This window comes from Mycolicibacterium sp. XJ2546, from assembly GCF_053483195.1.
Window position 1 is genome coordinate 456,739 of record NZ_JBEFRW010000001.1, and the last position, 25,911, is coordinate 482,649.

A 25,911-nucleotide genomic window follows, 5' to 3' on the forward strand; every position below is an offset into this window, starting at 1 on the left:
GTCAGCTTATGGTGTTGCCGTGAGTGAGAAGCGCCCAGGCAGACGGCAGCCGCCGCCCGCACCGGAACCGCTGAGCCCGCTCATCGACGCGCACACCCACCTCGACGCCTGCGGCGCCACCGACGCCGAGAGCATCGCCGCGATCGTGGACCGCGCCGAACAGGTCGGCGTGCAGGCCGTCGTCACGATCGCCGACGACCTGGACTCCGCACGCTGGGTGACCGAAGCCGCCGACGCCGACCCCCGCGTCTATGCCGCGGTCGCGCTGCACCCCACCCGGGCCGATGCGCTGACCGAGGAAGCCAAGACCGTTGTCGAGCGGCTGGTCGAACACCCCCGGGTGGTCGCGGTGGGGGAGACCGGCATGGACATGTACTGGCCCGGCAAGCTAGACGGCTGCGCGGAACCCGCCCGTCAGCGCGAGGCTTTCGCATGGCACATCGACCTGGCCAAGCGGACCGGCAAACCGCTGATGATCCACAACCGCGACGCCGACGCCGAGGTGCTCGACGTGCTGCGCGCCGAAGGGGCGCCCGAGACCGTGATCTTCCATTGTTTCTCCTCGGACGCGCAGATGGCCCGCACCTGCGTCGAGGCCGGCTGGCTGCTGAGCCTGTCGGGCACCGTCAGCTTCAAAAACGCCAAAGCGCTGCACGAAGCGGCGTCGCTGATACCGCTCGAGCAAATGCTCGTGGAGACCGACGCACCGTTTCTGACGCCGCACCCGTACCGAGGCGCCCCCAACGAGCCGTACTGCTTGCCCTACACTGTGCGGGCGCTGGCCGAACTGCTCGGCAGGCGCGCGGAAGTCCTTGCCCAAGCAACTACTGAGACGACCGCACGGGCCTACAGGCTGCCGAGTTGTTGGACGTAGTCCTTTTCGTTATCGTTCGGTGATCGAACAGCGCCCTTAGCACGCCGTCCGAGTCGGGATAAAGCAAATTTTGAACGTCATAAACAAGATTCATGAAACGCGCTCGCCGTTGCTGCGGCTTCTGGTCGGCGCGACATTGCTCGCACTGGTTTTCGCCGGCGGGGTAGCGGTTGCTGCGCACAAAACAGTCACGCTGACCGTGGACGGCACAACCACCAACGTGGCGACCATGAAGTCGCGTGTCATCGATGTCGTCGCCGAGAACGGGTTCGACGTCAGCGAACGCGACGATCTTTACCCGGCCGCCGAGGCGCCGGTTCGCCAGTCCGACACGATCGTGCTGCGTCGCAGCCGCCCGCTGCAGCTTTCGCTCGACGGTGAGAACAGCAGGGAGGTCTGGACCACGGCCTCCACGGTCGACGAGGCGTTGGCGCAACTGCAGATGACCGACAAGGCGCCCGCCGCGGCGTCGCGCGGAAGCCGGGTTCCGCTGGCAGGCATGTCACTTCCAGTGGTCAGCCCCAAAACGGTGCACCTGCACGACGCCGGGAGGCTGCGCACCGTGCACCTGGCCGCACCCAACGTCGCCGCGCTGCTGGAGGCCGCAGGCGCGCCGCTGCAGCAGAAGGACACCGTGGTGCCCGCGCCGCCCGCACCCGTCGTCGACGGGATGACCGTGCACGTCACCCGCGTCCGCATCGACCATGTCACCGAGCGGGTCCCGCTGCCCGCGCACACCACGCGCGTCGAGGACCCCACGCTGAACCAGAGCCGGACTGTGGTCGAGGACCCCGGAACGCCCGGCACACAGGACGTGACCTTTGCCATCGCGAAAATCAACGGCGTGGAGACCGGCAGACTGCCAGTAGCCAATGTCGTTATTGATCCGGCCCGCGAAGGCGTGGTTCGCGTTGGCGCCAAGCCAGGAACCGAGGTTCCGCCGGTCTCCAACGGAGCTGTTTGGGACGCCCTTGCCCGGTGCGAAGCCGGAGGTAATTGGGCCATCAATACGGGCAACGGATATTACGGCGGTGTGCAATTTGATCAGAACACCTGGGAGCGAAACGGTGGTCTGAGGTATGCTGCGAGAGCCGACTTGGCGACAAGAGAAGAGCAAATTGCGATTGCTGAGGTCACTCGGGCGCGGCAAGGTTGGGGTGCGTGGCCGACGTGTAGCGGGAGGATTGGGGCGCGCTGACCATTCGACTACTCGGGCGGACCGAGATACGACATCTGGCCAAAGAGATTGACTTTCGGCCACGCAAATCGTTTGGACAGAACTTCGTCCACGATGCCAATACCGTGCGGCGAATCGTGTCCGCGTCCGGCGTCAACCGACACGATCACGTGCTCGAGGTCGGCCCCGGTCTGGGGTCCCTGACATTGGCCCTGCTGGATCGCGGGGCGCGGGTGACCGCGGTCGAGATCGATCCGGTGCTGGCCCGTCAGTTGCCGACGACCATCGCCGATCATTCGCACAGCGAGATCAACCGGCTGACGGTGCTCAACCGCGACATCCTGACGTTTCGACGGGCCGAGATGGACGATGAGCCCACCGCGCTGGTCGCCAACCTGCCCTACAACGTCGCGGTGCCCGCGCTGCTGCACCTGCTGGCCGAGTTCCCCTCCATCCGCACCGTGATGGTGATGGTTCAGGCCGAGGTCGCCGAGCGGCTCGCCGCCGAACCGGGCGGCAAGGACTACGGCATACCCAGCGTCAAAGCCAGGTTCTTCGGCAACGTGCGCCGCTTCGGCATGGTGTCGCCGACGGTGTTCTGGCCGATTCCGCGGGTGTACTCCGGGCTCGTACGCATCGACCGCTACGAGGTCTCACCGTGGCCCACCGACGAGGTCTTCCGCAAGCAGGTCTTCGGGTTGATCGACATCGCGTTCGCGCAGCGTCGTAAGACGTCGCGCAACGCGTTCGCCGAATGGGCCGGTTCGGGCAACGAATCGGCCAGCCACCTGCTGGCCGCGAGCATCGATCCGTCGCGGCGCGGCGAGACGCTGTCGATCGCGGACTTCGTGCGGCTGCTGCAGCGGTCGGGTCGGGCATATGAGCCCGAGGTCGAACAGGACGCCGGCGAGCAGGAGAAGGGCTCCATCGGCGTCAGCTAGCTGCGCCCCTAGTGCAGTGCCCGGGTGATCAACGAAACGAGCTCGCGGCACGACTGGTAGCGACCGGCGGGGTTCTTGGCCAGTGCTTTGGTCAGTACCGAATCGAACACTCTTGGCAGCCAAGAGTATTGGCGTGACAGCCGCGGCGGTCGCCGGTGTAGGTGAGCGCGGATCAAAGCCATGCTGGAGTCGTCGGTGAACGGCGGTGACCCGGTGATCAGCTCGACGGCGGTGCAGGCAAGCGCGTATTCGTCGGTGGCCGACGTCGGGGCGTGGCCGGCGATCAGTTCCGGCGCCGCGTACGGAAGGGACAACTCGGCCCTGGCGGGGCGACGCCCGATGTCGTCGGTGATCGAATGGGCCGCGCCGAAGTCGATGAGCACAGCGCGCAGCCGGTCTTCCGAGCTCATCCGGATGTTGGCCGGTTTGACGTCACAGTGCACGACCGCGCGGTTGTGCGTGTAGTCCAGGGCATCGGCGATCTGGCCGAGCGCGGTGAGCCGAGCGTCCAACTCGGCCAGCGTCGCCACCCCGCCGCCATCGACGACTTCCATTGTCAGCCAACCGCGCCCGCGCTCGAAGACCTGCACGATGTGCGGGTGGTCCAGCCGGTGCGCCAGCTCGAACTCCCGGCGAAGTCGCGCGACCTGATCTTGGTGGCGGTGTCGTTCGTCGAGGATCTTCAGCGCCGCCTGCCGGTGCGGAGCGGCGGCGTCGTGCACCAGATACACCGTCGCGTACCCGCCGTGACCCAGCACCGCGTCAACGACGTAGCTTTCGAACCGGTCGCCAGGGGCAATCACCGTTTCAGCCTAGGTTCAGCCTGCCTGCGCAGACGGCTGCTGGCGGCCGCCGGACTCCGATAGTGTCGTGCCGTGCCGACCTGGAACGGAAACACCGCCTCGGAATGGGTCCCCACTGGGTCGGTCACCGTGCGGGTGCCGGGCAAGGTCAACCTCTACCTCGCGGTCGGAGACCTCCGCGACGACGGCTATCACGAGCTGACCACGGTCTTTCACGCCGTCTCGCTGCTCGACGAGGTCACCGTACGCAACGCCGACGTGCTGTCGCTTCAGATGTCGGGGGAAGGGGTCGATTCACTGCCCGCCGACGAGCGCAACCTCGCCTGGCAGGCGGCCGAGCTGATGGCCGAGCACGTCGGGCGCGCACCCGACGTGGCGATCTCCATCGACAAGTCGATTCCGGTGGCCGGGGGCATGGCCGGCGGCAGCGCCGACGCGGCGGCGGTATTGGTGGGCATGAACACGCTGTGGGAACTCGGGGTGCCGCGACGTGATCTGCACGCGCTGGCTGCCCAGCTCGGCAGCGACGTACCGTTCGCGCTGCACGGCGGCACCGCGCTGGGCACCGGCCGCGGCGAAGAGCTGGCGACGGTGTTGGCCCGCAACACTTTTCACTGGGTGTTGGCGTTCGCAGACGGTGAGCTATCGACGCCGGCGGTGTTCGCCGAGATCGACCGGATGCGCGACGCCGGCTCGCCCGATCAGCCCCCGCGCCTCGCGGATCCCGAACCGGTGCTGGGCGCGCTGGCATCGGGCGATCCGAAGACGCTGGCACCGCTGCTGGGCAACGACCTGCAACCGGCGGCGTTGCGGCTGGACCCCGCACTTGCCCACACGCTGGCGGCAGGCACCGAGGCCGGCGCGCTGGCAGGCATCGTGTCGGGTTCGGGGCCGACGTGCGCTTTCCTGTGCGCATCGGCCACCGCGGCGCTCGACGTCGGCGCGATGCTGTCGGATTCCGGCGTGTGCCGCAGCGTGCGGGTGGCCAGCGGACCGGTACACGGGGCGCGTGTCGTCCCGGCGCCGTCGACGCCGGTCTGACCCCACGCCGCACGCCGTTCGCACGCCCTTGGCGCCGAGTTCCACCGGAGGGTTGCTGATTCTCAATCACGACCCGGGCGCAGAACTCGGTGAACCCGGCGCCCAGAAGGGTGTGACACACGACTCAAAAGTCACGAGAGTTTGGCAGCTACTTAAGAGTTGCATAAGATGAGCGACGGTGAAAACTAGCGGTCAAGCATCGGACGCGAGCATTTCGCCCCCCGACACCGTCGGTGGGCGGCTCGTCAGACGCATCCACTGGTCCGGTGCATCACCGATTCGAGACATAACCGCTCCCGTTTTGTGCGCGCGTAATCGCGAAGGTGCCCCTGATCAGGCGGACCATTACACCGGGGCCCTCGCCTCGGAACCGAGGAGGTTGTCGTGAGCCGATTCACCGAGAAGATGTACCGCAACGCGCGCACGGTCACGACCGGCATGGTCACCGGTGAACCGTACGAACCCGTTCGGCACACCTGGGGTGAGGTTCACGAGCGGGCCCGCCGCATCGCCGGCGGGCTGGCCAACGCCGGCATCGGACTCGGTGACGCCGTCGGCGTGCTGGCCGGCTTCCCGGTCGAGATCGCCCCGACCGCGCAGGGGCTGTGGATGCGCGGCGCCAGCCTCACCATGCTGCACCAGCCCACCCCGCGCACGGACCTGGCGATTTGGGCCGACGACACGATGACGGTGATCGGCATGATCGAGGCCAAGGCCGTGATCGTCTCGGAGCCGTTCCTGGTCGCGATCCCGGTGCTCGAGGAAAAGGGCATCACGGTGCTGACCGTCAGCGACCTGTTGGCCGCCGAGCCCATCGACCCGGTCGACGTCGGCGAGGACGATCTGGCGCTGATGCAGCTGACGTCTGGTTCCACCGGCTCACCGAAAGCCGTGCAGATCACCCACCGCAACATCTACTCCAACGCCGAGGCGATGTTCGTCGGCGCCGAATACGACGTCGAGAAGGACGTCATGGTCAGCTGGCTGCCGTGCTTCCACGACATGGGCATGGTCGGCTTCCTCACCATCCCGATGTACTTCGGCGCCGAGTTGGTCAAGGTCACGCCGATGGACTTCCTGCGCGACACCCTGCTGTGGGCCAAGCTCATCGACAAGTACAAGGGCACCATGACCGCGGCGCCGAACTTCGCCTACGCGCTGTTCGCCAAGCGGCTGCGCCGCCAGGCCAAGCCCGGGGAGTTCGACCTGTCGACGCTGCGGTTCGCGCTCTCGGGCGCCGAACCGGTCGAGCCCGCCGACGTCGAGGACCTGTTGGACGCGGGTAAGCCGTTCGGCCTCAAACCGGACGCCATCCTGCCGGCATACGGCATGGCCGAGACGACGCTGGCGGTGTCGTTCTCACCGTGTGGTGCGGGCCTGGTCACCGACGAGGTCGACGCGGACCTGCTGGCGGCGCTGCGGCGCGCCGTGCCTGCCACCAAGGGCAACACCCGCCGGCTGGCCTCACTGGGCCCGTTGCTGCAGGACTTGGAGGCCCGCGTCATCGACGAGCACGGCAACGTGATGCCCCCGCGCGGGGTCGGGGTGATCGAGCTGCGCGGTGAGTGCGTGACGCCCGGCTACATCACGATGGGCGGCTTCATCCCGGCGCAGGACGAGCACGGCTGGTATGACACCGGCGATCTCGGCTACATCACCGATGAAGGCAACATCGTGGTGTGCGGCCGCGTCAAAGACGTCATCATCATGGCGGGGCGCAATATCTACCCGACCGACATCGAACGTGCCGCCAGCCGCGTCGACGGTGTGCGTCCCGGCTGCGCCGTCGCGGTGCGCCTGGACGCCGGGCACTCCCGCGAAACATTCGCCGTTGCAGTCGAATCCAACGCCTGGCAGGACCCGGTCGAGGTGCGCCGCATCGAACACCAGGTCGCCCACGAGGTGGTGGCCGAGGTCGACGTGCGGCCCCGCAACGTCGTGGTGCTCGGCCCGGGCACGATTCCCAAGACGCCGTCGGGCAAGCTGCGCCGCTCCACCTCGGTGTCGCTGGTCACCTAATCCGGTCAGGCGACGCGCACACCCACGCCGCCGCTGGGCAATCCTTGTGCGCGCGACGGAGTTCGAGTTCGATATCCGCAGCGCGATTCGCCGCAGCCAGACCAGCCATGGGCGCTTCCCCCAACGCGACGACAAGATGGCAGACCCTAATCGGGCCGGTCCGCGCGTACGCCGGCTAACCCCTTGCGCGGCGGGGTGCGCCGGTCCTTGCGGGTCTATAACGTCGGAGTGTGCCCCTTTCACCGGCCGTCGAGGCCATTGATCTGGTGAAGCGTTTCGGAAACGACACCGCGGTAGACGGCGTCAGCTTCACCGTCCCGCCCGGTACCGTGCTCGGCCTGCTCGGGCCCAACGGCGCCGGAAAGACCACCACGGTGCGGATGATGACGACGTTGACCGAACCCACCTGCGGCACCGCGCGGGTGGCCGGCTACGACGTTCGCCGCGAACCGCACCAGGTGCGCCGCAACATGGGTCTCACCGGTCAGGTCGCGACCGTCGACGAGTTGCTGACCGGCCGCGAGAACATCCGGATGATCGGCGGGTTGTACGGCATTCGCCGCAAACCCCTCAAGCAGCTAGGAAATCAACTGCTGGAACGGTTTTCGCTCGCCGATGCCGCCGACCGTGTAGTGCGCTCGTACTCGGGCGGTATGCGACGTAGACTCGACCTGGCGGTGAGCCTGCTGGCGTCGCCGCCCGTGCTGTTCCTCGACGAGCCGACCACCGGCCTGGACCCGCGCAGCCGCAGCGAGCTGTGGGAGGCGCTGCGCGACCTGGTGCGGCAGGGCACCACCTTGGTACTGACCACGCAGTACCTCGAAGAGGCCGACCAACTCGCCGACAACATCGTGGTGATCGACAAGGGCCGCATCATCGCCGAAGGCTCACCGCTGCAACTCAAACAACAGGCAGGCAACGCCAGCCTGGTTGTCACGCTGTCGAACACCGACGATCTACCCCGAGCGCAGGCGCTGCTCACCCAGACCGGCGCGGAGGTGTTCGTCGACACCGGAGCGCGCCGGCTCACTGCGCAGGCCGACGGCCTTGACGACATGGTCCGAGTAGCGGACTGGCTGCGAGGCAGCGACATCGCCGTCGACGACATCGGGCTGTCGCGGCCCAGCCTCGACGACGTGTTCCTCACGCTCACCGGTCATCGCACCGAAGCGGAGGCTAGCGCATGACAGCCGTCGACGCAGCGGTGCGTATCCAGCAGCAACCGGTGCCGATCCGGCCCACGAACATCGCCCAGCAGTCGTGGATCATGGTGAAACGGAACATGATCCACACCAAGCGTATGCCGGAGATGCTCAGCGACGTCACCGTGCAGCCGATCATGTTCGTGCTGCTGTTCGCGTTCGTGTTCGGCGCGTCGATCATCAACCCGGGAGGGACCAACTACCGGGAGTTCCTGCTGCCCGGAATCCAGGCGCAGACCATCGTGTTCTCGGCGTTCGTGGTGGCCTCGGGCATCACCGCCGATGTCGAGAAGGGCATCATCGATCGCTTCCGGTCGCTGCCCATCTTGCGGTCCTCGGTGCTGATCGGGCGCAGCATCGCCAGCCTGATCCACTCATCGCTGGGCGTGGTGGTGATGGCGCTGACCGGGTTGGCCATCGGATGGCGGATCAGGGGGAGTGTCGCCGAGGCGGCGCTGGCGTTCACGCTGGTGCTGGTGTTCGGCTTCGGGATGATCTGGTTCGGCATCCTGATCGGGTCGCTGCTGCGGTCGGTGGAGGCGGTCAACGGGGTGATGTTCACGGTGCTGTTTCCGATCACGTTCCTGGCCAACACCTTTGTGCCCACCGAACCGATGCCGCATTGGCTGCGGGTGATGGCCGAATGGAATCCGGTGTCGTCGCTGGCGCAGGCCATGCGCGAACTCTGGGGCAACGGTGGACCCGCCCCAGCCAGTGCCCAACTGCCACTGCATCATCCGGTGCTCGCGACCATCGTGTGGTCGATGGTGCTGACCGCGATCTTCGCGCCGTTCGCGCTGTGGGCCTATGCGCGGCGCACCGGAAGCTAGTCGCCGATCGCCGCGGCGTCCAGGCCGGCCGGCTCACGGGCGTGCGCAAACTCGTCCAGTTTCGCGGCGTGTCGCCCGCTGAGCCCACCGCGCAGCGCAGGGAACACGCACGCTCGCGGCAAGAATTAGCCCCAGGCGTGCACGATGTTCTGCGCCGGCTCAAGCCCTTGTGACACAAGCAGTTCGGCAGCGTCGGCGGCCTGCTCGCAGATCGTCGGCACCTCGCGCCACTCGGCGGATGTGAAGTTGCTGAGCACGTACGCGGCGCCGTCCATCCGGCCGGGTGGACGGCCGATACCGATCCGGACACGGTGGAAGTCCTTGCTACCCAAGGATTGCGCGACCGAACGCAGCCCATTGTGGCCTGCCACGCCGCCGCCGGACTTCAGCCGAATCCGGCCGAACTCGATGTCGAGCTCGTCGTGGATCACCACGATGTCGGCGGGTGGCACCGAGTAGAACTTGGCCAGCGGGCCCACCTGCCGCCCGGACTCGTTCATGTAGCAGCGCGGCTTGGCCAACACCACCGGGCGGCCGGCGAGTTGGCCGGTGACCACCTCGGCGCCGGACTTCTTGTGCGCCTTGAACCCGCCGCCGATGCGGTCGGACAGGATGTCGGCCACCAGAAACCCGAGGTTGTGTCGGGTCATGGCGTACCGCGGGCCCGGGTTTCCGAGGCCGACCACCAGCCGGGGGTGCGCTCCGCCCGCCTGCGGTTCGGCCATGCCGGCCTACTCGGCCTCTTCGGCAGGCGCCTCGGCTTCTGCCTCGGCCGCGGCCTCGGCGGCCTCCTCGGCCTGCTCCTCCAGCGGTGCGCCGCCACTCTCGGCTTCGAGCTCCTCGGCCGTCGGCGCGGCAACCACGTTGACGACGAGCAGCTCCGGGTCGGAGACCAACGTCACCCCGGACGGCAGCTCAATCGAACCCGCCAAGAACTGCGTGCCGACATCGGCGCCCTCGATGGAGACCGTGAGCTGCTCGGGGATCGACTGCACGTCCGCTTCGACCGTGATGGTGTTGTACTCCTGGGTGACCAGCGTGCCCGGGACCGCTTCGCCCTCGATGACGACGTTGATCTCGACGGTCACCTTCTCGCCGCGGCGCACGACGAGCAGGTCGGCGTGCTGGATCGTGCGGCGGATCGGGTGGATTTCGAGCGCCCTGGTCAGCGCGAGCTGCTCCTTGCCCTCGATGTCGAGGGTGAGCACCGCGTTGGTGCCCGAGTAGCGCAGCACGGCGGAGAAGTCGTGGGCGTTGAGCTCGAGGTGCTGAGGATCGGTGCCGTGGCCGTAGAGCACGGCGGGCACGTTGCCGTTGCGGCGCGCACGCCGCGACGCGCCTTTGCCGGTCTCTTGCCGGACCAGCGCCTTGAGATTGTTGACGGTCTTCTTGGCCATGAGATGTTGCTCCTGTTTCGTGTCCTGAGCACGGCAGGGTCGCAACCTCGAAAGGCTCCCGTCGATCACGGTGGCCGAAACCACCCTCGCCGTGACGCGCCGTCGAGGGTAGCGCAGTCAGCGGCGAGCCCCCAAATCAGAGGCTGAATTTGGTGTCTGTGAGCTGCTCGGACAGCTCCCAGAGCGCGCCCGCCGTCTTCGCGCTGCGGGCCAGCGGGCTGCGGTACGACGTCGGCCCGGACGGGCCCCGGCTGCCGAACCGCGGTCCCACGAACGTGTCGCCGGGCAGGTCCTCGGACACCGCGTACAGCGTCTGCCGCGCCCCGAAATCCGGCTCGGTCGCGAACAGCCGGTTGGCCGCCAGCCACACCGGCGTGCCGATCGGGTTACCCGTGCGGCCCTGCAGGTTCGTCGCCGAGTAGCCGGGGTGCGCGGCCAGCGACTTGACCGCTGAACCCGCCGCGTCCAGGCGCCGCTGCAACTCCATGGTGAACAGCAGGTTGGCCAGCTTGGACTGGCCGTAGGCCGGCCAGGCCAGGTACGGACGCGCCTTCCAGTTCAGGTCCTTGAGGCTGATCCGGCCGATGAAATGCATGATCGACGACACCGTGACGACACGTTCGCGGATCTTGGGCAGCAGCAGGTTGGTCAACGCGAAGTGGCCGAGGTGGTTGGTGCCGATCTGGCTCTCGAACCCGTCGACGGTCAGCGCGTAGGGCACCGCCATGATGCCGGCGTTGTTGACCAGCACGTCGACGCCGTCCCCCGGCCCGGAAAAGCCGTCGGCGAACTCGCGCACCGACGCCAGGTCCTGTAGGTCGAGCTTGCGCACCTCGACCGGCCCGAACCCCGTCCCGGTCATGGACGCGGCGGCCTCGTCACCCTTGGCGGTGTTGCGCACGGCCAGGATCGTCTTGGCTCCCACCCGGGCCAGTTCCCGCGCAGTGACCAACCCGAGCCCGCTGTTGGCGCCGGTGACGATGACAGTGCGTCCGGCGAAGGAAGGCAGATCGGCAGCGGTCCAACTCATGTCTTCGACCCTAGTGGTCGCGAGCGGGCCGTGTCGGTTTAGCGGGGCGGCTCGGGGGCTTTCGGGGCTTTCGGGGCCTCGACGTTGAAGCCGCCGATGATCGCCTCAATGTCCGGTGCCTGCTCGGCGGCCTTCGCCGCATAACCGGTGACGGTGAACTGGATGAGGTAACGCTGGTTCGCCGGGGGCGCGCCGGTCGCGATGACGATGCGGTTGTAGGTGTGCATGCGCTGACCGTTGAGGTCGTAGCTGCCCTCGATCATCGCCGACGGGAAACCCTTGAAGTCGTCGGTGGAGGCGTTGAGACGCTTGAAGTTCTGCGACAGCTCGGCGTCGGCGTAGCCGTGTTCGGTGATCGCCTTTTCGACGTCGAACTCGCCGGTGAGCCGAAACACCATGAGCATCGCGGTCGGATACGTCTCGCCCTTGGCGATCACCCGGGTGAGCGGCGTCAGGTTCGTGTTGACGTAGGGCGCCCAGCCCGGCGGCGTCGGGAACGTCACCGTCAGGTCGGTCAGCTTCTCGGGCGCCACGGGATCGCCGACCACACCCTGCTCCTCGAGATACATCGCGATGGGCACCGGCGGCTCGGTGTTCTCTGGCGTCGTGGTGGTCGGTGACGTCGACCAGACCGACTGGTAGTCAGGCGGTTCCGTGCCGCAACCCGATGCGAACACGGCGACCACCAGCGCGGCCCCCGCCACGTAGCGCAGAGCCGTCACAGAATCTCGCGCACCGCATCGATCGGCCGGCCGAGCCTGGTGCCCTTCGGCGTTACGACGAACGGGCGCTCGATGAGGATCGGATGTTCGACCATCGCGTCCAGCAGTTCGTCGTCGCTGGCGTCTGCGAGCCCCAGTTCGGTGTACACCGCTTCCTTCTTGCGCACCGCGGTGCGCACGTCGATACCGGCGTCGGCGATCATCTTCTCGAGTTCCGCGCGCGACGGCGGCGTCTTGAGGTACTGGATTACCGTCGGCTCGATCCCGTTCTCGCGCAACAACTCCAGGGTTTTGCGGGAAGTCGAACAGCGCGGGTTGTGGTAGATGGTGCTGTCTGTCATTCACGCCGATCCGTTGAAGAGTCCTGTGACGGAACCGTTTTCGAACACCGCGCGGATGGTGCTGGCCAGCAGCGGTGCGATCGAGAGCACCGTCAGCTGCGGGAACTGCTTGTCCTCACCGATCGGCAGGGTGTTGGTGACGATCACTTCACGTGCGCCGCAGTCGGCCAGCCGCTGCGACGCGGGCTCAGAGAGCACCCCGTGCGTCGCGGCGATGATCACGTCACCGGCGCCCTCGTCGCGCAACAGCTTCACGGCGCCGGCGATGGTGCCGCCGGTGTCGATCATGTCGTCGGTCAGCACGCAGGTGCGGCCGGCGACCTCGCCGACCACCCGGTTGGACACCACTTGGTTGGGCACCTTCGGGTCCCGTGTCTTGTGGATGAACGCCAGCGGCGTGCCGCCCAGCGCGTCGGCCCACTTCTCGGCCACCCGCACGCGACCGGAGTCCGGCGACACGACCACGAGGTTCTCGCACGGATAGTGCTCGGCGATGTAGCCGGTGAGCAGGTTCTGCGCCCGCATGTGGTCCACGGGCCCATCGAAGAAGCCCTGAATCTGGTCGGTGTGCAGGTCGACTGTCACGATCCGGTCCGCACCGGCGGTCTTGAGCAGATCGGCGACCAGCCGCGCCGAGATCGGCTCGCGGCCGCGGTGCTTCTTGTCCTGGCGCGCGTACGGATAGAACGGCAGGATCGCGGTGATCCGCTTGGCGCTGCCCCGCTTCAAAGCGTCGATCATGATCAGCTGTTCCATCAGCCACTTGTTCAGCGGATCGGCGTGTGACTGCAGCACAAACGCGTCGCATCCGCGCACCGATTCGTCGAAGCGGACGAAGATCTCGCCGTTGGCGAAGTCACGGGCAGTCTGCGCGGTGACGGGAACGTCGAGCTCTTTGGCCACCTGATCGGCCAGTTCGGGGTGCGCGCGACCCGCGAAGAGCATCAAATTTTTGCGGTTGTCGGTCCACTCGGTGCCCACAGTGTCTGTCGCCGCCCTCGAAATCGGGATCGATACGGCCCAATCGTACGTAGCGTTGACGGGTTCCCGTTGCCGGGTTACCAGAAAACGAACAGCTACTGGTCGGCGTCGTCTGATTCGGCGTTTGCGGCGGCCTGCGCCGCGGCGCTGCCCGGCCGCTTGCGCGACACCCAGCCCTCGATGTTGCGTTGTGGACCCGCCGACACCGCCAGCGCCCCCGGCGGTACGTCCTCGCGCACCACGGTGCCCGCCCCGGTGTAGGCGCCGTCGCCGACGGTGACCGGCGCGATGAACATGGTGTCCGAGCCGGTCCGCACGTGTGAGCCGATGGTCGTGCGGTTCTTGTTCTCGCCGTCGTAGTTGACGAACACGCTCGAGGCGCCGATGTTGCTGTGCTCGCCGATGTCGGCGTCGCCGACGTAGGTCAGGTGCGGCACCTTGGTGCCCGCGCCGATGGTCGAGTTCTTGGTTTCGACGAACGCGCCGAGTTTGCCGTCGGCACCCAGCACGGTGCCCGGCCGCAGGTAGGCGAACGGGCCGACCGCGGCGCCGTCGCCGATCACGGCCTGCCCGCCGTGGGTGCGCACCACGGTGGCGTGGTCGCCCACCGTGACGTCGGTCAGCGTGCTGTCCGGGCCGATGTGGCAGTGCCCGCCGATGCGGGTGGCCCCGAGCAGCTGGGTGCCGGGGTAGACGATGGTGTCGCGGCCGATCGTGACGTCGACGTCGACCCAGGTGGTGGCCGGATCGACGACCGTCACCCCGGCGCGCTGGTGCGCAGCCACGATGCGCCGGTTCAGCTCGGCGCCGAGTTCGGCCAGCTGCACGCGGTCGTTGACGCCGGCGACCAGGGTGGCGTCGTCGATGTGCTGGCCCCGCACCACCTGCCCGTCGGAACGCACGATCGAGATCACATCGGTCAGGTACTGCTCCTGCTGGGCGTTGTCGGAACCCAACCGGCTCAGCGCCGAGCGCAGCGCGGTCACGTCGAACGCGTATACCCCGGCGTTGACCTCGTCGATGGCCTGCTGCGACGGGCTGGCGTCGGCCTGCTCGACGATGCTCAGTAGATCTCCACCCTCCCCTTTCGGGGTGCGCAGGATCCGGCCGTAGCCGGTCGGGTCGGGCAGCGTGGTGGTCAGCACGGTTACCGCGGCGGGTTCGGCACTATGGGTCGCGATCAGCTCGGCCAGCGTGTCGGCGTCCAGCAGCGGAACATCACCTGAGGTCACCACGACGGTGCCGGCGAAGTCCTCAGGTAGCGCGGCCAGCCCGCAGGCCACCGCGTGGCCGGTGCCCAGCTGCTGCTCCTGCACCGCGATGTCGATGCCGCGCCCGAGCCGTTCGGCCAACTCGTCGACGGCCGGCGTCACCCGCTCGCGGTCGTGGCCCAGCACGACGACCAGGTGCTGCGGCGCCACCTTCGCGACCGCGTGCAGCGCGTGGGCCAGCATGCTGCGGCCGGCCAGCGTGTGCAGCACCTTGGGGGTGTCGGAGCGCATCCGGGTTCCGGCGCCGGCCGCAAGTACGACCACCGCAGCTTCGGTAGTTGCCGTCATCCGGTCTCCTGCCCTGTCGAATGTGCAGTTTCATCCCGACACGCCGATGACACCGTATGAAAGCGCACAGTGGCGACCTCAGGCTGTTTGCTCACTCGGCAAGCCTCGCTCGCTGCTCCGTCGCCAGGACTCGAACCTGAACTATCTGAACCAAAATCAGAGGTGCTGCCGATTACACCACGACGGATCGATCACCACGTGATGCTAGTCGAACCAACTAGCCTGGAATCCGTGGCCGCATTCGACAAAGAGGTGCGTGCGCCGCGCGCCCGGATGACGGGTGCCGAGCGGCGCCATCAACTCATCGACGTCGCGCGTTCCCTGTTCGCCGAACGTGGTTACGAGGGTACCTCGATCGAGGAGATCGCCCAACGCGCCAGCGTCTCCAAACCCGTGGTCTACGAGCATTTCGGTGGTAAAGAGGGGCTCTACGCGGTGGTGGTCGACCGCGAGATGTCGGCGTTGCTGGACGGGATCACGTCGTCGTTGACGCGGATGACCAACAACCGCTCCCGGCTGCGCATCGAGCGCGTCGCGCTGGCGCTGTTGACCTACGTCGACGAGCGCACCGACGGGTTCCGCATCCTGATCCGCGACTCCCCGGCGGCCATCACCTCCGGCAGTACCTACTCGACGCTGCTCAACGAGGCCGTCAACCAGGTGTCGTCGATCCTGGCCGGCGACTTCTCCCGCCGCGGCTTGGACCCGGAGATGGCGCCGCTGTACGCGCAGGCGTTGGTCGGCTCGGTGTCGATGACCGCGCAGTGGTGGCTCGATGTGCGTGAGCCCAAGAAGGAGGTCGTGGCCGCGCATCTGGTCAACCTGTGCTGGAACGGGTTGATGCATCTCGAGGACGATCCGCAGTTGCTCGACGAGTAGGTCGGTCCGCGCCTTTCGCCCCCCGCGCCTTTCGCCCCCCGCGCCTTTCGCCGAGACCGACGTCTTGGTCGTTTTCGGCCGTACTCTCCCGCCGTTTCGTTGGTTTCGGCATTCCCAACAGCCGCTCAACGGTGGAAATCACGCCGAAATCGCGCGCGCTTACGATGGATGCATCATGACCGTATCGGGGAACACCCATGTCCAAACCCCGATCGCGGGGCTTGTCGAGCTGGCGCTACGCGACCCCTCGCTGAAGGAAGTCGCGCGGCGCGCTGCCGACGAACCCGCCGATCTCCACCTCGTCGGCCCGTCCAGCGCGCGGCTGTTCGTCACGTGCGCGCTCGCGCAGGCCGGCCCGCTTGTCGTGGTCACAGCCACCGGCCGCGAAGCCGACGACCTGACCGCCGAACTGCGCGGCGTCTACGGCGACCAGGTGGCCATGTTCCCGTCCTGGGAGACCCTGCCTCACGAGCGGCTGTCCCCGGGCGTCGACACGGTCGGCGCCAGGCTGATGCTGCTGCGACGGCTCAAGTACCCCGACGACGCGCGCCTGGGCCCGCCGGTGCAGGTGGTGGTCACCACCACCCGCTCGCTGTTGCAGCCGATGGCGCCCGACCTCGCGGATGTCGAGCCGGTGACGCTGACCGTCGGGCAAGAGCCGCGGTTCGAGGCCGGAGCCGCCCCGGCGGCGACATTCGACCAAGTCGTCGCCCGCCTGGTGGACCTGGCCTACGAACGCGTCGACATGGTCGGCAAGCGCGGCGAGTTCGCCGTCCGCGGCGGCATCCTCGACATCTTCCCGCCCACCGCCGAACACCCGGTGCGCGTCGAGTTTTGGGGTGACGAGGTCTCCGAGATGCGGATGTTCGCGGTCGCCGACCAGCGGTCGATCCCCGAGATCGACATCGACACCGTGATCGCGGTGCCCTGCCGCGAACTGCTGCTCACCGACGACGTCCGCGACCGCGCCGCCGCGCTGGCCGCCGAACATCCCGTCCAGGACAACCATCTGACCGGCAGCGTCCCGGACATGCTGGCCAAACTCGCCGACGGAATCCCGGTCGACGGTATGGAGGCGCTGCTGCCGCTGCTGCGCAAGACCGACCTCGTCACGCTGCCCGCGTATTTGCCGCCGAACACCCCGCTGCTGATCTGCGACCCGGAAAAGGTCCGCACCCGCGCCGCCGACCTGATCAAGACCGGCCGCGAGTTCCTGGAGGCGTCGTGGTCGGCTGCGGCGTTTGGTGCGCCAGAAAGCACAGCACCGATCGACCTGGAGTCGATGGGCGCATCGGGTTTCGTCGACATCGACGACGCCCGCGCAGACGCGCAAGAGGGCGGCCACCCGTGGTGGACGCTGAGCCAGCTCTCCGATGAGGCCGCACTCGAAGTCGACATCCGGCCCGCCCCGTCGGCGCGCGGCTCACAGGCCACCATCAGCGAGATCTTCGCGATGCTGCGCGCCCACGTGGCGACCGGCGGCTATGCGGCGGTCGTGACACCCGGCACGGGAACCGCGCACCGCGTCATCGAGCAGCTGGGCGAAGCCGACACGGCGGCAACGCTTTTGGAAGCCGGCGCCACACCCAAGGAGGGTGTGGTCGGCGTGCTGAAGGGGCCGCTGCACGACGGGGTGGTGGTGGCGGGCGCGAACCTGGTTGTGATCACCGAGGCCGATCTGACCGGCACCCGGGTCGCGGCGAGCGAAGGCAGGCGGCTGGCCGCCAAACGCCGCAACGTCGTCGACCCGCTGGCGTTGACGGCGGGTGACCTGGTGGTGCACGACCAGCACGGCATCGGCCGGTTCCTGGAGATGACCGAGCGCGTCGTCGGCGGCGCCCGCCGCGAGTACCTGGTGCTGGAGTACGCGTCGAGCAAGAAGGGTCAGAAAGCCGACCGGCTCTACGTGCCGATGGACTCGCTGGATCAGCTGTCGCGCTACGTCGGCGGTGAGGCGCCGTCGCTGAGCCGGCTGGGCGGCAGCGACTGGACCAACACCAAGACCAAGGCCCGCCGCGCCGTCGCCGAAATCGCCCAGGAACTGGTGGCGCTCTACGCGAAGCGGCAGGCGTCCCCAGGGCACGCGTTCGGCCCCGACAGCCCGTGGCAGGCCGAGATGGAGGACGCGTTCGGGTTCACCGAGACCGTCGACCAGTTGACCGCGATCACCGAAGTCAAGGCAGATATGGAACGGCCGATCCCGATGGACCGGGTGATCTGCGGTGACGTCGGCTATGGCAAGACCGAGATCGCGGTGCGCGCGGCCTTCAAGGCGGTGCAGGACGGCAAGCAGGTGGCCGTGCTGGTGCCGACGACGCTGCTGGCCGACCAGCATCTGCAGACGTTCACCGACCGGATGGCCGGGTTCCCGGTCACCGTCAAAGGGCTGTCACGGTTCACATCGAACGTCGAGTCCAAAGCCGTGCTCGACGGCATGAAGGACGGCAGCATCGACATCGTGATCGGCACCCACCGGCTGCTGCAGACCGGTGTGACGTGGAAGAACCTTGGCCTGATCGTGGTCGACGAGGAGCAGCGGTTCGGCGTCGAGCACAAGGAGCACATCAAGTCGATGCGCACCCACGTCGACGTGCTGACCATGAGCGCCACCCCGATTCCGCGCACGCTGGAGATGAGCTTGGCCGGGATCCGGGAGATGTCGACGATCCTCACCCCGCCCGAGGAGCGCTACCCGGTGCTGACCTACGTCGGTCCGCACGACGACAAGCAGATCGCCGCGGCGCTGCGCCGTGAACTGCTGCGCGACGGGCAGGCGTTCTACATCCACAACCGGGTGCGCACCATCGACCAGGCCGCGGCCCGGGTGCAGGCCCTGGTGCCCGAGGCGCGCGTCGTCGTCGCCCACGGCCAGATGCCCGAGGAACTTCTCGAGCGCACGGTCGAGGGGTTCTGGAACCGCGACTACGACATCTTGGTGTGCACGACGATCGTCGAGACCGGCCTGGACATCTCCAACGCCAACACGTTGATCGTCGAGCGCGCCGACACGTTCGGGCTTTCGCAGTTACATCAGCTGCGGGGCCGGGTGGGCCGCAGCCGCGAGCGCGGCTACGCGTATTTCCTGTATCCGCCGGAGGTGCCGCTCACCGAGACCGCCTATGACCGGCTGGCCACCATCGCGCAGAACAACGAACTGGGTGCGGGCATGGCCGTGGCGATGAAGGACCTCGAAATCCGCGGCGCGGGCAATGTGCTGGGCGTCGAGCAGTCGGGTCACGTCGCGGGCGTCGGGTTCGACCTATACGTGCGGCTGGTGGGCGAGGCGGTCGAGGCGTATCGGGCGGCTGCAGACGGGAAAACCGTTGCAGCACCGGAGGAACCGAAGGACGTGCGCATCGATCTGCCGGTCGACGCGCACCTGCCGCAGGACTACATCGGCAGCGACCGGCTGCGGCTGGAGGGCTACCGCCGGCTCGCGGCCGCCGTCAGCGATGATGCAGTCGCCGCCGTCGTCGAAGAACTCGTCGACCGTTACGGACCGCTACCGGCGCCGGCGCGGCGGTTGGCGGCGATCGCGCGGTTGCGCCTGCTGATGCGGCACTACGGCGTGACGGAGGTCAGCGCGATGTCGGAGACGACGCTGAAGCTGGCCCCGTTGCAGCTGTTGGACTCCCAGCAGCTTCGGCTCAAGCGGATGTATCCCAGCGCGCGCTACCGTGCGACGACGTCGACGGTGCAGGTGCCGATTCCGCGCGCCGGTGACGGGGTGGGCGCGCCACGGATCCGTGATCTTGAATTGGTCCAGTTGGTCGCCGACCTGCTGTTGGCGCTCGACGGCAAGCCCCAGGGCAGCGTCGATGTGACGAAGCTCGAACTCTCGGTTTAACCCCTGCTCAGCCCGGTTGTGATTTGACCCACGGCGAGAATCGCGGCACCGCTGATAACGCGGCGCGGCGGGCGATCCGACACACCTAGTGGGGGGTCAAGGTGTTGCGCTGTCGTCTAGATCGGAGGCGGCCAGATCGTGCAATTCCTAAACCGAACATCACGCGACTGACGTCGCTGTGACGAGAGGCGAAGGAGTGAACATGAACTTCAAGAAATTCGCGGTAACCACGACGATGGCCGGTGCACTGGGTCTCGGCGGCGCGCTTGGCCTGGGTGCAGGTGCGGCGCAAGCCGATCCGTTCGTGCCGCCGCCGCCGCCGATTCCGGTTCCGGACGTCAACGTGCCCGACGTCAACCTGCCGGCCGTGAATGTTCCAGATGTGAATGTGCCGGCCGTCAACGTCCCGGACGTCAATGTGCCGGCCGTGAATGTTCCGGACGTGAATGTTCCGGACGTGAACGTTCCGGACGTGAACGTTCCGGACGTGAACGTTCCGGACGTCTGGCTCCCTGAGCTCGGTGACTACTTCCGGCTGCCACCCGCGGACATCGCGCCCGGCCAGCTGAAGAATTCACCGTTCATCAACGGGGTGCCCAACCCGTTCTACGGCATCCCGCCCGGGCAGCTGAAGAAGATGCCCACCGTGAACGGGCTCGTCAACCCGTTCTTCGACGAGGCGCCGGGACACTGGACCATTCCGGAGTCCTGAGTTACCAGCTATGACACGATGGCCGCCTTGCCACCAGGCAGGGCGGCCATCGCCTGTCACCAGGGCCGCCGCGCTCCGACGAAGTGTTGGTATAACCGAAACCAGCGGTCTCATCGAAATTGCGTGAGGGGGTCCAGCCCATGACCGTCGTGTTGGTCGACCCCCGCCGCCCCGCCCTCGTGCCTGTCGACGCGATCGACCTGCTCAGCGGCGACGTCCAGTACACCGAAGAGATGCCGGTGAAGGTGCCGTGGTCGCTGCCGTCGGCGCGGCCGTGGTTCTCCGACGGTTCCGACGAGGAGGCCGCACCGGTGCTGCTGTCGTCAGATCAGGACCATCCCGCCGTCAAGGCGCGCCTGGCCGCCGGTGAGAAGCTGATCGCCGCCTCCGAGCCCGCACCGGGGGAGCGGCTTATCGACGCCGTCGAGATGATGGACAAGCTGCGCACGTCGGGACCGTGGGAAAGCGAACAGACCCATGACTCGCTGCGGCGTTACCTGCTGGAAGAGACCTACGAGCTGTTCGACGCGGTGCGTAGCGGCAACGCCGACGAACTACGCGAAGAGCTCGGAGATGTGTTACTGCAGGTGCTTTTTCACGCCCGCATCGCCGAGGACGCGCCATACAACTCGTTCACGATTGACGACGTCGCCGACTCACTGGTGCGCAAACTCGGCAACCGGGTGCCGGCAGTGCTTGCGGGCGAATCGATTTCACTCGACGACCAGTTGGCCCAGTGGGAGCAACGCAAGGCCTTGGAGAAGAGGGCCAGGCGGGCCTTCTCGGCCATGGACGACGTTCCGACCGGTCAGCCCGCATTGGCGTTGGCGCAGAAGGTCATTGAGCGCGTCACGGCGGCCAACCTGCCCGCCGAGCTGATCCCCGACGCCATCACATCGGTGACCGTGACGGCGGGTTGCGACGCCGAGAACGCGTTGCGGGCCCAGGTCCTGGAGTTCATGGACACCGTGCGCAAGGTCGAGCACGCGGTAGCCGCCGCGCGCCGCGGCGACGACGTTCCCGAGGAACTCGACGTCGCCCCGCTCGGGGAGATCACCGAGGAGGAGTGGCGCGCACACTGGCCGTCGGCTGACACCGAACCGGCCCCGGACCGCATCCCGGAGCCGACGCCCGCCGAGGTGCCCGAGCCCACGCCCGCCGACGTGCCCGAGACCGGCCCCGAAGACGTACCCGAACCGTCGCCGGAGGATGGGGCAACCGATGAGGTCGTCGCATCGGAGTTCGAGCCGCGCTGAAAACGCGAGGGGCGTTCGGGCGCGACGCGGCAAACACGTGGGAACATGGGCAGCAACCGAAGTTGGTTGAGGAGTTTGGTGTCGCCGGTGCGTTGGCTGCGGGCTGTCGCCGTCGTAGGCGCGGCAGCGCTGCTCTTGGCTTCGAGCTGTTCCTGGCAGCTCGGTACGCCCATCCCTGATGGCGTGCCCCCACCCCCGGGTGACCCCGTGCCGCAGATCGATACCTACGCCGACGGCCGACCCGCCGACCAGTTGCGCGACTGGGCGGCCGAACGCGCGCCGGCGCTGGAGATACCCGTCGCCGCGCTGGAGGCCTACGCCTACGCCGCCCGGGTCGCCGAGGTGGAGAACCCGGACTGCAACTTGAAGTGGACGACGCTGGCGGGCATCGGTCAGGTGGAAAGCCACCACGGCACCTATCGAGGCGCGGCCATCGGGGACAACGGTGACGTGCACCCACCCATCCGCGGCGTCCTGCTGGACGGCACCGGCGGCAACCTCGAGATCCTCGACAACGACGCGGTCAGCCACGACGGCGACATGGACTACGCCCGTGCGATGGGACCGATGCAGTTCATCCCCGAAACCTGGCGGCTCTACGGCGTCGACGCCAACAACGACGGGGAGATCAGCGCCGACAACATCGACGACGCCGCGCTGTCGGCCGCCGGCTACCTGTGCTGGCGAGGCAAGGACCTGGCCACCGCCCGGGGCTGGATGAACGCGTTGCGCGCCTACAACCATTCCGACCAGTACGCCCGAACCGTGCGCGACTGGGCGAGGGCATATGCGAACGGACACCCCCTCTGAGCACGCCGGGCAGGTCCGCAGGCTCTAGGCTCGACCCCTAACGCCATCGTTCACATCACGATCAAGGAGAAGCGAGTGCCCATCATCGAGCAGGTCGGAGCCCGCGAGATCCTCGACTCCCGGGGCAACCCGACGGTCGAGGTCGAGGTGGCGCTGATGGACGGCACCTTCGCCCGCGCGGCGGTGCCGTCGGGCGCATCAACAGGTGAGCACGAGGCTGTCGAGCTGCGCGACGGCGGCGCCCGCTACGGCGGCAAGGGCGTGCACAAGGCGGTCGAGGCGGTGCTCGACGAGATCGCCCCCGCGGTCATCGGTATGAGCGCCGACGACCAGCGACTCATCGACCAGGCTCTGCTCGACCTGGACGGCACCCCCGACAAGTCCCGGCTCGGCGCCAACGCGATCCTCGGGGTGTCGCTGGCGGTGTCGAAGGCGGCGGCCGAATCGTCGGCGTTGCCCCTTTTTCGGTACATCGGCGGCCCAAACGCGCACATCCTTCCGGTGCCGATGATGAATATTCTCAACGGCGGCGCGCACGCCGACACCGGTGTCGACGTGCAGGAGTTCATGATCGCGCCGATCGGCGCCCCGTCGTTCAAGGAGGCGCTGCGCTGGGGCACCGAGGTGTACCACGCGCTCAAGGCCGTGCTCAAGGAACAGGGCATGGCGACCGGCCTCGGCGACGAGGGCGGTTTCGCCCCCGACGTCGCGGGCACCAAGGCCGCGCTGGACTTGATCGTGAACGCCATCGAGACGGCGGGCTTCACGCCGGGCTCCGACGTGGCGCTGGCGCTCGACGTCGCCGCCACCGAATTCTTCAGTGCCGAGCAGGGTTACGCGTTCGAGAACGAGACCCGCAGCGCCGAGAACATGGTCTATTTCTACTCAGGTCTGATTGACTCCTACCCGCTGGTGTCGATCGAGGATCCGCTTTCCGAGGATGACTGGGACGGTTGGGTGGCGCTGACCAACGCGATCGGCGACCGCATCCAACTCGTGGGCGACGACCTGTTCGTCACCAACCCCGAACGGCTGGAAGACGGCATCCACAAGGGGGCAGCCAACGCGCTCCTGGTGAAGGTCAACCAGATCGGCACGCTGACGGAAACCCTCGACGCGGTGGCGTTGGCGCACGCCAGCGGCTACCGCACGATGATGAGCCACCGCAGCGGCGAAACCGAGGACACCACGATCGCCGACCTCGCCGTCGCGGTCGGCAGCGGTCAGATCAAGACCGGCGCCCCGGCACGCAGCGAGCGCGTCGCCAAGTACAACCAGTTGCTTCGCATCGAGGAGACCCTCGGTGACGCCGCCCGCTACGCCGGCGACCTGGCGTTCCCCCGGTTTACGCTGGAGACGAAATAGCCCGTGCCCGAAGCGAAACGACCCGATCCGAAGAGAAGGTCACCCACCTCCCGGCCCGGTAAGCCGGGTAAGGGCGGTGGCAAGGGTCGTCCTCGCACCACGGCTCGCCGCGACAGCCGCGCCGCCGATCCGAAAGAACCGCGTCAGGCCTCCGACGCAACCAAGGACACCACGGAGTCCATCCGCAAGTCGATCGTGGAGGCGGCCGAGCAGCAGTCCGAGCAGCGGTTCGGCTCCGCGGCGCGGCGCGCGGCGATCCTCGCCGCGGTGGTGTGCGTGCTGACGCTGACGATCGCGGGCCCGGTGCGCACCTACTTCGGTCAGCGCACCGAGATGAGACAACTCAAGGCCACCGAGGAGCAGCTGCGCGCGCAGATCGCCGAGCTCGAGGAGCAGAAGGTCAAGCTCGCCGATCCGGTGTTCATCGCCGCCCAGGCGCGTGAGCGGTTGGGGTTCGTGATGTCGGGTGAGACGCCGTATCAGGTACAGCTGCCGGAGAACTTCGCGGTGCCCGGCGCCCCGGGGCAGGAGCCCGAAACCGCGAAGCTCGACCAGCCTTGGTACACGGCGCTGTGGAACACGATCGCTGATGAGCCGCACGGGATCTCGCCCGCACCGCTGCCGCTGCCAGGAGCGCCCGGAGCACCGCCCGGGGCGCCTGGGGCGCCGCCGCCGACCCCCGCGCCGCCCGCTGCCGGTGGTTGAGCAGTCCGACCTCGACGCCGTCGCGCGGCAGTTGGGGCGGGAACCCCGCGGTGTCCTGGAGATCGCGTACCGATGCCCCAACGGAGAACCCGGCGTCGTCAAGACCGCGCCGAGACTGCCTGATGGCACACCGTTTCCGACGTTGTACTACCTGACCCACCCGGTGCTGACCGCGGCGGCCAGCCGCTTGGAGTCCGACGGCCTGATGAAGGAGATGACCGAGCGACTGCGCGAGGATCTCGAGCTGGCGGCCGCCTACCGCCGCGCCCACGAGTCCTACCTCGCCGAGCGTGATGCGATCGAGCCTTTGGGCACAACGTTTTCCGGCGGCGGTATGCCCGATCGCGTCAAATGCCTGCATGTGCTGATCGCGCATTCGCTGGCCAAGGGGCCGGGCACCAACCCGTTGGGTGACGAGGCGCTGGCGCTGTTGGCCGACGAACCCGCCATGGTGGGCATCCTCGAGCAAGGGAAGTGGACATGACCAGGGTCGGCGCCATCGACTGCGGAACGAACTCCATCCGGCTGCTGATCGCCGACGTCGACGGGCCGCGGCTGCGCGATGTGCACCGCGAGATGCGCATCGTCCGCCTCGGCCAGGGGGTGGACGCCACGGGAAGGCTTGCGCCCGAGGCCCTGGAGCGCACCCGGGCGGCGCTCAGCGACTATGCCCGGCTGCTGGCCGATCACGAAGTCGCCAGAATCCGGATGGTGGCCACGTCGGCGACCCGTGACGCAGCCAACCGTGACGTGTTCTTCGCGATGACGGCCGGTGTGCTGGGCGCCGTGGTGGCGGGCACGGTCGCCGAGGTGATCACCGGCACCGAGGAGGCGGAACTGTCGTTCCGCGGTGCGGTGGCCGACCTGGACGCGGCCGCAGCGCCTTTCGTCGTCGTCGACCTGGGCGGCGGGTCGACCGAGGTGGTGCTGGGCGACGACGACGTGACGGCCAGTTACTCGGCTGACATCGGCTGCGTTCGGGTGACCGAACGCTGTCTGCACTCCGACCCGCCGACCGCCGAGGAGGTCGCGACGGCGCGCGAGGTGGTGCACGACGGCTTGCGCGAGGCGCTCGACATAGTGCCCGTTGCCGGGGCCCGCACCTGGGTGGGCGTCGCAGGCACGATGACGACGATGTCGGCGTTGGCGCAGCGGATGACGACCTACGACTCGGCGGCCATCCACCTGTCGCGGGTCGGGTTCGGTGATCTGTTGGGGGCGTGCGATGAGGTGATCGCGATGACCCGTGCTCAGCGCGCAGCGCTGGGACCAATGCACGAGGGCCGCGTCGACGTCATCGGCGGCGGGGCGATCATCATCGAGGAACTCGCCGCCGCGCTGGGCCAGCGGGCCGGCATCGACGAGCTGGTGGTCAGCGAGCACGACATCCTCGACGGCATCGCGCTGTCGATCGCCTGAG

Annotated in this window: 24 protein-coding genes and 1 tRNA gene; 16 read left to right on the forward strand and 9 right to left on the reverse strand. The window is 67.8% G+C overall.

Features of this window, described 5'->3' with window-relative positions:
- Window positions 1-19 precede the first annotated feature (19 nt).
- The 3 genes from ABQE44_RS02265 (at window position 20) to rsmA (ending at window position 2,992) form a co-directional block, all read left to right on the forward strand.
- Window positions 20-874: a TatD family hydrolase gene (locus ABQE44_RS02265; RefSeq protein ID WP_448428060.1), complete on the forward strand. Its 855-nt coding sequence runs from the start codon at window positions 20-22 to the stop codon at window positions 872-874.
- 70 nt (window positions 875-944) lie between these two features.
- Window positions 945-2,072 carry a resuscitation-promoting factor gene (locus ABQE44_RS02270; protein WP_448393197.1) on the forward strand — a complete coding sequence of 376 codons (1,128 nt, stop codon included), beginning with the start codon at window positions 945-947 and terminating at the stop codon, window positions 2,070-2,072.
- Window positions 2,069-2,992: a 16S rRNA (adenine(1518)-N(6)/adenine(1519)-N(6))-dimethyltransferase RsmA gene (gene rsmA, locus ABQE44_RS02275; RefSeq protein ID WP_448393559.1), complete on the forward strand. Its 924-nt coding sequence runs from the start codon at window positions 2,069-2,071 to the stop codon at window positions 2,990-2,992. The genes ABQE44_RS02270 and rsmA overlap by 4 nt, the downstream gene beginning before the upstream one ends.
- Before the next feature lie 8 nt (window positions 2,993-3,000).
- Here the strand turns inward: rsmA and ABQE44_RS02280 are convergent, their stop codons facing one another.
- Window positions 3,001-3,795: a serine/threonine-protein kinase gene (locus ABQE44_RS02280; protein ID WP_448393198.1), complete on the reverse strand. Its 795-nt coding sequence runs from the start codon at window positions 3,793-3,795 to the stop codon at window positions 3,001-3,003.
- A gap of 72 nt (window positions 3,796-3,867) precedes the next feature.
- On the opposite strand from ABQE44_RS02280, the gene ABQE44_RS02285 reads away from it, so the two are divergent.
- The 4 genes from ABQE44_RS02285 to ABQE44_RS02300 all read left to right on the forward strand — a co-directional run bounded on the left by ABQE44_RS02285 (window position 3,868) and on the right by ABQE44_RS02300 (window position 8,887).
- Complete coding sequence (locus ABQE44_RS02285; protein ID WP_448393199.1) at window positions 3,868-4,836, forward strand: 4-(cytidine 5'-diphospho)-2-C-methyl-D-erythritol kinase; 969 nt, start codon at window positions 3,868-3,870, stop codon at window positions 4,834-4,836.
- A gap of 384 nt (window positions 4,837-5,220) precedes the next feature.
- Entirely contained in the window at window positions 5,221-6,855 is a 1,635-nt protein-coding gene (locus tag ABQE44_RS02290) for a fatty acyl-AMP ligase (RefSeq protein WP_448407941.1), read from the forward strand.
- Between the two features lie 230 nt (window positions 6,856-7,085).
- Window positions 7,086-8,042, forward strand: coding sequence for an efflux ABC transporter ATPase subunit, DrrA-related (locus tag ABQE44_RS02295; RefSeq protein ID WP_448393201.1), 957 nt, complete (start codon window positions 7,086-7,088; stop codon window positions 8,040-8,042).
- Entirely contained in the window at window positions 8,039-8,887 is an 849-nt protein-coding gene (locus ABQE44_RS02300; protein ID WP_448393202.1) for an ABC transporter permease, read from the forward strand. The genes ABQE44_RS02295 and ABQE44_RS02300 overlap by 4 nt, the downstream gene beginning before the upstream one ends.
- 125 nt (window positions 8,888-9,012) lie before the next feature.
- Here the strand turns inward: ABQE44_RS02300 and pth are convergent, their stop codons facing one another.
- The 8 genes from pth to ABQE44_RS02340 all read right to left on the reverse strand — a co-directional run bounded on the left by pth (window position 9,013) and on the right by ABQE44_RS02340 (window position 15,104).
- Window positions 9,013-9,612 carry an aminoacyl-tRNA hydrolase gene (gene pth, locus ABQE44_RS02305; protein ID WP_448428062.1) on the reverse strand — a complete coding sequence of 200 codons (600 nt, stop codon included), beginning with the start codon at window positions 9,610-9,612 and terminating at the stop codon, window positions 9,013-9,015.
- Between the two features lie 6 nt (window positions 9,613-9,618).
- Window positions 9,619-10,284, reverse strand: a complete 666-nt coding sequence (locus ABQE44_RS02310; RefSeq protein WP_448393204.1) for a 50S ribosomal protein L25/general stress protein Ctc — start codon at window positions 10,282-10,284, stop codon at window positions 9,619-9,621.
- A gap of 136 nt (window positions 10,285-10,420) precedes the next feature.
- The gene (locus ABQE44_RS02315) at window positions 10,421-11,314 is read right to left on the reverse strand and encodes an oxidoreductase (RefSeq protein WP_448428064.1); all 894 of its coding nucleotides are present in this window, start codon (window positions 11,312-11,314) and stop codon (window positions 10,421-10,423) included.
- 38 nt (window positions 11,315-11,352) lie between these two features.
- A complete protein-coding gene (locus ABQE44_RS02320; protein WP_448393560.1) occupies window positions 11,353-12,027 on the reverse strand; it encodes an LpqN/LpqT family lipoprotein in 675 nt (224 codons plus the stop codon).
- A gap of 5 nt (window positions 12,028-12,032) precedes the next feature.
- Window positions 12,033-12,377, reverse strand: a complete 345-nt coding sequence (gene arsC / locus ABQE44_RS02325; protein WP_448393206.1) for an arsenate reductase (glutaredoxin) — start codon at window positions 12,375-12,377, stop codon at window positions 12,033-12,035.
- On the reverse strand, window positions 12,378-13,358 hold the full coding sequence (locus tag ABQE44_RS02330) for a ribose-phosphate diphosphokinase (protein ID WP_448393207.1): 981 nt from the start codon (window positions 13,356-13,358) through the stop codon (window positions 12,378-12,380).
- Window positions 13,359-13,453: 95 nt separating this feature from the next.
- On the reverse strand, window positions 13,454-14,917 hold the full coding sequence (gene glmU / locus ABQE44_RS02335; RefSeq protein ID WP_448393208.1) for a bifunctional UDP-N-acetylglucosamine diphosphorylase/glucosamine-1-phosphate N-acetyltransferase GlmU: 1,464 nt from the start codon (window positions 14,915-14,917) through the stop codon (window positions 13,454-13,456).
- Window positions 14,918-15,032: 115 nt separating this feature from the next.
- Window positions 15,033-15,104: transfer RNA gene (locus tag ABQE44_RS02340), tRNA-Gln, on the reverse strand.
- An 86-nt stretch (window positions 15,105-15,190) separates the two neighbouring features.
- Between ABQE44_RS02340 and ABQE44_RS02345 the strand changes: the two genes are divergently transcribed.
- The 9 genes from ABQE44_RS02345 (at window position 15,191) to ABQE44_RS02385 (ending at window position 25,910) form a co-directional block, all read left to right on the forward strand.
- Entirely contained in the window at window positions 15,191-15,796 is a 606-nt protein-coding gene (locus ABQE44_RS02345; RefSeq protein WP_448393561.1) for a TetR/AcrR family transcriptional regulator, read from the forward strand.
- 175 nt (window positions 15,797-15,971) lie between these two features.
- On the forward strand, window positions 15,972-19,643 hold the full coding sequence (gene mfd, locus ABQE44_RS02350; RefSeq protein ID WP_448428066.1) for a transcription-repair coupling factor: 3,672 nt from the start codon (window positions 15,972-15,974) through the stop codon (window positions 19,641-19,643).
- Window positions 19,644-19,845: 202 nt separating this feature from the next.
- Window positions 19,846-20,355, forward strand: a complete 510-nt coding sequence (locus ABQE44_RS02355) for a hypothetical protein (RefSeq protein WP_448393210.1) — start codon at window positions 19,846-19,848, stop codon at window positions 20,353-20,355.
- A 140-nt stretch (window positions 20,356-20,495) separates the two neighbouring features.
- A complete protein-coding gene (locus tag ABQE44_RS02360) occupies window positions 20,496-21,611 on the forward strand; it encodes a nucleoside triphosphate pyrophosphohydrolase (RefSeq protein WP_448428068.1) in 1,116 nt (371 codons plus the stop codon).
- A 78-nt stretch (window positions 21,612-21,689) separates the two neighbouring features.
- On the forward strand, window positions 21,690-22,421 hold the full coding sequence (locus ABQE44_RS02365; protein WP_448393212.1) for a lytic transglycosylase domain-containing protein: 732 nt from the start codon (window positions 21,690-21,692) through the stop codon (window positions 22,419-22,421).
- A 75-nt stretch (window positions 22,422-22,496) separates the two neighbouring features.
- Complete coding sequence (gene eno, locus ABQE44_RS02370; protein WP_448393213.1) at window positions 22,497-23,786, forward strand: phosphopyruvate hydratase; 1,290 nt, start codon at window positions 22,497-22,499, stop codon at window positions 23,784-23,786.
- A gap of 3 nt (window positions 23,787-23,789) precedes the next feature.
- Window positions 23,790-24,491, forward strand: a complete 702-nt coding sequence (locus ABQE44_RS02375) for an FtsB family cell division protein (protein ID WP_448393214.1) — start codon at window positions 23,790-23,792, stop codon at window positions 24,489-24,491.
- The gene (locus ABQE44_RS02380; RefSeq protein WP_448428070.1) at window positions 24,484-24,975 is read left to right on the forward strand and encodes a DUF501 domain-containing protein; all 492 of its coding nucleotides are present in this window, start codon (window positions 24,484-24,486) and stop codon (window positions 24,973-24,975) included. Before ABQE44_RS02375 ends, ABQE44_RS02380 begins: the two co-directional genes overlap by 8 nt.
- Entirely contained in the window at window positions 24,972-25,910 is a 939-nt protein-coding gene (locus ABQE44_RS02385) for a Ppx/GppA phosphatase family protein (RefSeq protein WP_448428072.1), read from the forward strand. Before ABQE44_RS02380 ends, ABQE44_RS02385 begins: the two co-directional genes overlap by 4 nt.
- Window position 25,911: the final 1 nt, after the last annotated feature.